The 6,559-nt window shown below is 47.9% G+C and carries 5 protein-coding genes; all 5 read left to right on the forward strand.

All coding sequences use genetic code 11. The features are described 5' to 3' along the window. Window positions 1–177: 177 nt before the first annotated feature. The 5 genes from B2Z67_RS00340 (at window position 178) to B2Z67_RS00360 (ending at window position 6,204) form a co-directional block, all read left to right on the forward strand. The gene (locus tag B2Z67_RS00340) at window positions 178–849 is read left to right on the forward strand and encodes an RNA polymerase sigma factor (protein ID WP_291527824.1); all 672 of its coding nucleotides are present in this window, start codon (window positions 178–180) and stop codon (window positions 847–849) included. A gap of 238 nt (window positions 850–1,087) precedes the next feature. After that, window positions 1,088–2,137 (forward strand): FecR family protein, encoded by a 1,050-nt coding sequence (locus B2Z67_RS00345; RefSeq protein WP_291527825.1) that lies wholly within the window; start codon window positions 1,088–1,090, stop codon window positions 2,135–2,137. A 160-nt stretch (window positions 2,138–2,297) separates the two neighbouring features. Beyond that, window positions 2,298–3,854 (forward strand): DUF3575 domain-containing protein, encoded by a 1,557-nt coding sequence (locus tag B2Z67_RS00350; protein WP_291527829.1) that lies wholly within the window; start codon window positions 2,298–2,300, stop codon window positions 3,852–3,854. Then, a complete protein-coding gene (locus tag B2Z67_RS00355; RefSeq protein ID WP_291527826.1) occupies window positions 3,809–4,873 on the forward strand; it encodes a DUF5119 domain-containing protein in 1,065 nt (354 codons plus the stop codon). Before B2Z67_RS00350 ends, B2Z67_RS00355 begins: the two co-directional genes overlap by 46 nt. 71 nt (window positions 4,874–4,944) lie before the next feature. Further along, window positions 4,945–6,204: a fimbrillin family protein gene (locus B2Z67_RS00360; protein WP_291527827.1), complete on the forward strand. Its 1,260-nt coding sequence runs from the start codon at window positions 4,945–4,947 to the stop codon at window positions 6,202–6,204. Window positions 6,205–6,559 lie beyond the last annotated feature (355 nt).

Raw genomic sequence — 6,559 nt, forward strand, 5'->3', positions numbered from 1 at the left:
TCAAAACCCTGGGAGGGAGTTTTGCATAATCGTTCAGACTTCATCCCGTGTTATGCAAAACAACACAGAAATTGCATCCAAAACATTTTTTAGCTTTCAAAATTTGCTCTTTTAATCATTTTATCATATATTAGCGCCCCATTTTCTAAAATCCGTCTGATACATTTCTTTTATGGTATGGATACTTATGACAACTTGAATAGCGGATTATCTGAAGAAGAACTGAAACAGATAAGAAATATCGCTCCTCCCGATGACATAATCACTTCCGAAGTATTGCAGCGACTCCGTGAAGGTGATCACGAGAGTTATAAAAAGGTGTACCTTCACTGGAGGAGACCTATCCATAGATTCGTTTTCAATCTGACCGGAACCGAAGGGGATGCCGACGATATTACTCAGGACATTTTTGCTGTTCTCTGGAACTACAGGGAGAAGATAGACCCTGAGAAAAATATACGGTCGCTCCTTTTTCTGATAGCAAGGCGAATAGCCTATAAAAGTAACCAGGCAAATCGGATCCGTGAAAGGTATGCGGACTCCGTCTGGATGGACGAAAGTGATTACTTTACTTCGCACGATATTGTGGTGGAAAAGGAAGTCCAACTTCTGAAGCAGGCGCTTCTGCAACGCATGACTCCGCAGCAAAGGAAAATCTTTGAGATGAGCCACGACGAGGGACTTACCCCTGAAGAGATTGCCGAACGGCTCGGTATCAAACGGGAGACTGTCTATAACCAACTCTCAAAAGCGAGAAAGACCCTCCGTGACGCCATCCTGTTCATGCTCCTTGTTTTCATGAACTTATCTCCGAATGACTTGGAAACTGTTTCGAATTCCCTTCTTTGAGTTTGAACTGCATTATTCATACTCAAGAGTTAGAGGAGTTATCACTTCGTTAGGAGTTAAGGAGTTAAAGCCGACACTCTGTGAATCATGTAACTATCCTGAAACAGAGCATATTACAAATAAAAACTATTTTTTTTAGAAATTCTTATGTGAGATTTTGCCACTTCAAGGTATTACGTATATAAAGAGCAATAAAATTGAACCAATTGCTGCAAATAAACGTTTAAAACTTGAAGATATGCAAGATTGGAATAGAAATAGGCAAAGAGCTGTTGACCTACTCAATCTATTGAAGGACGATGCTACCGACTCCAAAATGAAAGAGGAGATACGCGCATGGTTTTGGAGTGAAGTCAGCAGGGATACCAAAGATGCCGCTATATTAGAGGAATTCCAGCAAATGACGCCCAGCCGGATTCCGGACAAATCCGACCATAAGAAATATGCGGAGTTGGCCGCCCGGCTGAATATAAAGGACTCAGCTCCCATGCATGTGCAGAAAAAGAAAGGAATCTCCCTTCTCCGCGCCTCTATGTATATAGCCGCTGCTGTGGTACTGTTCCTCAGCATATCGGGCATTATCCATCTGTGGATTGATGAAACCGGTAATGTGATGAAGGGGCGCCAGCTTGCTGAGGTAACGGTAAGCGCCGGTTCGACCGCACGATCGATACTGCTTCCCGATGGTTCGAAAGTGGAATTACAGGCGCAGACCGAGCTAACATACGACAGTACCTTCACTTCCGGCAGACACGTGTACCTTGATGGAGAGGCCCTTTTCTCTGTAGCGAACTCCCAAAACGATACGGGGAATACTATTCCTTTTTCGGTTACTACCGATGATATTACAATCAACGTACACGGAACGGTTTTCCGGGTTACCGACTTTTCTGACACAACCCGGAGCGTTGTAAAACTGTATAAAGGTTCTGTTAGTGTTGAAGCAAACGATGTGACTACCACTTTAAAACACGGTGAAGAGTACAGTTACAGTAATGTCACCAAAGAGTCGGACATCGACTTAATCCCTGCGGGGGAAATGGTTGGTCATGGTTTTATGCCGCTTTTGAGGTTCGATGGGTCGTCCCTTGGAGATCTTATCACTTCCCTCAAAGCCAATTATAAAGTGGAGTGCGTGCTACCTAAAGGTGTAGACCTTTCATGGGGAAAGTTCTCAGGCGACTTTCATTCGGAGGATTTAAAAAGCACTTTACATATACTAACGAAGTCGAATATGGCGTACATTTTCACACTAATAGATAATAAGATATTGGTGAAGAAAAAATAAGCTAAACTATATCAAGATGAGAAGAAATCGGTGGATTGAACATAGTTTTCTCCTAAACCTTGCTGTGTCAACAATTTGCTTACTAAGCGGCCTCCAAACCGCATACGCACAAAGCGGAAAAGTAATTCTACCCCTGCGGGAGGCAACAGTAAAACAGGTGATGAGCTATGTACAGAAACAGACGAACTATAAGGTAGCCATAAATTGGGATGACCTTAATCCGGGAAGAAAAGTCTTTTTCCCGTCACATGAGCTGGAGGTTCCGGAATTATTGCAAATCAGCCTGTCCGGAACGGGCTTCACGTGGGAGGTGGAAGGCAGCCAAATCATCATTACCCATGAGGTTCAGGACGGCAGGCACAATGAACGCAGCGCAATGACAGACCGCCACAGTTTCCCCAAAGCGTCAATGACCTTCATTCCCGACCCATGGAGCCGCACACAAAAGCCGTTTGACAATATGTTCAACACCCATAAGACCTATTGGAATTACCATGACAACAAAGAAGATTCAATCGGCATGGCAGTTGTCAACTATCGCGTCAACAGCGCGGTGGTCGAAAAGGACTACATGGACAATGCCCGGACACTGAAACTTATACACCAATCCTTAACAAACAGAGACATACTTGCTAAACTGGACTACATCGTCATTACAGGAGGCTCCTCACCCGAAGGCAATACGGCAGCGAACCTGAAACTCGCTGCAGCCCGGTCGCTGGCGATGAAATCATACCTGATGTGGCAGTATCCTTACCTCGACAGGGATATTATCTACACTTTCTCCATCGGAGAAGACTGGAGCGGCCTGCATAAGATGGTCGAGGAGGATTACAATACCCCTTACCGCGACCAGATTCTCCATGCGATTGACTCACACACCGGCAGCGACGCCATACGCGCCGCACTCAAGGATATCGACAGCGAGGAAGCCTACAGGTATATCGCTACCAACATGTTACCGCACCTGCGCGGCGCAGCAGCAGCCACCCTTCATTTCAGAGAAGAGGAGCAACACGTGCCGAAGATTGTTGAAACCCACATCGTCGACACGGTGTATATCGAAAGAACGATAGAGAAAGAGCGGATTGTGCTGCAGGAACCTGAACCGAAACCTCAACCCGAACCTAAACCCGGAACCGGGACTATGCCTGAACTCGAACCGTATCCCTTGGTCGCCTTCAAGACAAATCTGCTTTTCGATGTCGTATCGGCATTAAACGTGGAGCTTGAATTCCCTATCGGACAGCGCTGGTCGATAGCCGGAGAATGGGTATTTCCGTGGTGGCTTTATGAGAAAAAACAGTATGCACTGGAAGTGGGCAACGGTAACCTCGAAGTGAAGTACTGGTTCGGCAACCGCAATAACCACGAGCAGCTCACGGGTTGGTTCATGGGCGTATACGGCGGCATCGGGTACTATGACCTCGAATGGGAGACCGAAGGTCATCAGGGTGAGTTCTGGCACACCGGCATCAGCGGCGGATATGCCCACACCATCAGTAAGAACGGGAGATGGCGGATGGAATATACACTCGGACTCGGTTATCTGAGTGCGGACTATAGGATATATGTACCTAAAACGGGTACGGACAATGAATGGCATTTGATACGCCAGGGTAACGGCCACCGCAACTGGATTGGGCCGACACGGGCGAAGGTGTCTCTTGTGTGGATGTTCAATCACGGTTACCGGAAGAAAGGAAGTACGAAATGAAAAGAACGGTAATATATTTGATACTCACCGCCGCAGCCGCCATGCAACTGTTAACGACCTGCGAACGCCGTCCGCTGGAGGATGACTTCGGTATTATGGCGCTGATTCCGGTAAAGATAGACTGGAGCAAGTCCAACATACCCGTAACGGATGCAAGCGGCAACGGCTATGTACACCGTGTTTCGTTGCGCTTCTTCCCCAAGGATGGTTCTCCGGCTTTCGACCGTTACCTGGAGATGAACGTCATTGAAGACAAGATAGAGGTTCCTATCGGCGAATACTCGGTGGTGGCGTTCAACGAGTCCGTGTACGACGTCTATTGGGAGGATGCGATATTCTTCAGCGAAGTGAACAGTTATACGAATTTCGCCGCCACGATTATCCACGATAATGCTGCAAACTATCCTCACTACCGTCCGCTCGCGGGCGAGGAATTGATTGTTGCCCCCTTCCGGCTGGCATCGTGGAGCCTCGACAACTTCACGATAACCAAAGAGACAGTTACCCGCACGCGCTCCACAACGAAGGCGGGCTTCCGTGAGGACGGCATGGAGAACGCGCTGACCAAAATCGTGATGCGCCCCCTTACCTATAATATAAATATAACCGCCCATGTGGAGCACCTCGCTTCGGTGCAGCTCATTCAATGCGCAGTGCGCGGCTTTGCACGGAAGGTCTACATGGCCTCGGCCAAGACCGGCCATTCTCCCGCGACGCACGTTTCCAAACTCAACACCCGTGTGTGGGATGCAGGGTCGCAGACGGACGGAACGGTAAGCAAGAGCTTCCTGAGTTTCGGACGACTGCCGCAGGCCGAGGACTACAAAATCAACATCGACGCACTGTTCATCGACGGCACGCTCTACGACCAGCAGTTGCTATACGATGTAACCGGCCAGGTCATCGCCGCCCCGAACGGCGAAATAGATATCGGTATCGACCTCGCCATGCAGTTGCCACGTATAACGGACGGTATCTTCGTGGGCGAATGGGATGATGAGGTTATTAGAATTAACTAACTATATAAATCCACTTTACAAATTGATGATTATTAAACAACTTAATTTTAAACATTTAATTTTATTTGATTATGAAACGATTATTTATTGCACTTGCAACTGTGAGTCTGATACTGACCGGTTGTTCGAAAAATGAAACTGAGGATTACAATATACCGAATCCGGATGTTATCACTTTTTCATCATCTACATCAAGGGCTGTCATAGCCGACCTATCGACACTGACCAATGCCACCAACGGCTTCCGGGTGTACGGTAAGACCAACGACGTGAACAACGCATGGTACACGAACGTGGACGGCGCAAACAACTACAAGTACTCCACAAGCTGGGGATGGGCAGGAACACCTGCAACATGGCCTACCAGCGCCGCGTCTTATCCGATGAATTTCTATGCCATGTATCCGGATGTTGCACCGGCGGAAACTCCGGCTACTGCGTTGACAAGGGAGATAACGATTGCCGGTAGTGCAGGCACTCAGGAAGACCTGTTGGCGGCAAAGGCTACTGCCAATGCGAAACCTGCCAGCGGCCAGCTTTCGATGGTATTCAATCACATTTTGTCGAAGGTGAACTTCGGCGTGATTGCCGGCAATGGCATGACGCCGGAAGTACAGTCGGTTGAAGTCCGCAATGTTCATAGCAAGAACACTTACGATTACATTTCGCAGGCGTGGGATGTGACAACCACCGACATTGCGAGCTATGATTATTTCCGCAACACAGCCCTTCCGTTCACCACTACGGGAAGTGACGAGGATACTCCTGTGCCGTTCTACACAGATAATACTACTCCTACAGCAGCCTCGGCACACCTGATGCTGATGCCGCAATCGCCAGCAACAAGCGCCCCCGAACCGTGGGATAAGACGCAAAGCGACCTCGATACGGATGCTTATATCAAAGTGATATACCGCATCACGGATGCTTCGGGCAACTATATCGGCTACGACAAAGGTGCAGATTATCTTACCGATTATACGAATTACCCAAATGATATAACATGGGAACCTTACACCGGTGGCTTGGGTACAAACGGCACCACTGAGTACAACGGCCATCTCTATATCTGCGTAGGCTTCCCCTTAACGATTAACTGGACTCCGGGTAAAGGCTATACCTATAATATCTGTTTAGGCACGGCAAGTTCTACCAACGGATACTATGTAGACGACACCTACTACGACGAGAATGGTGTTGATACAGGTATTCCGATCAATGGTCCCGACGACAAGCCTGTAAAACCGGGCGACCCCGTAACCGGCGGAACCATCAACTTCCTGATAAGCGTAGCTAACTGGGATGACACTACCCCCACTCCGCTTCAGTAGTCACACAACACAACACAGGGCTGTGGGGGCTGACTACTCCCATAGCCCACAAGGCGCACGTATTTTAGCCTGCATTATTCATGCTTCAGGAGTTAGAGTAGTTAACGTAGTTATCAGCCAACAAGTTGGCTTAGGAGTTAAAGCCGATAGTATGGTTATACGATTCACGGAGTATNNAGTATGAATAATGCAGGTTAGTGTTCAGAGACTGAAGATTAGTGTTTAGGGATTAGTGTTTAGGGATGAACAGGATTGTTGTCATCCTGCCTAAGGTACGGACGGATTATGCCTGAGGTACGGACGGAACCGGGATGGGTATAGGACTGAGGATAGAATCATACCCAATGATTGTGGC

The organism is Bacteroides sp. UBA939 (assembly GCF_002293435.1).
Lineage (GTDB): Bacteria > Bacteroidota > Bacteroidia > Bacteroidales > Bacteroidaceae > Bacteroides.

Excerpts from the sequence above, each read along its gene's own strand:
- B2Z67_RS00345 (WP_291527825.1), top strand. The coding sequence starts at position 1,088 with ATGCAAGATTGGAATAGAAATAGGCAAAGAGCTGTTGACCTACTCAAT.
- B2Z67_RS00350 (WP_291527829.1), top strand. The coding sequence starts at position 2,298 with ATGAGCTATGTACAGAAACAGACGAACTATAAGGTAGCCATAAATTGG.
- B2Z67_RS00360 (WP_291527827.1), top strand. The coding sequence starts at position 4,945 with ATGAAACGATTATTTATTGCACTTGCAACTGTGAGTCTGATACTGACC.
- B2Z67_RS00340 (WP_291527824.1), top strand. The coding sequence starts at position 178 with ATGGATACTTATGACAACTTGAATAGCGGATTATCTGAAGAAGAACTG.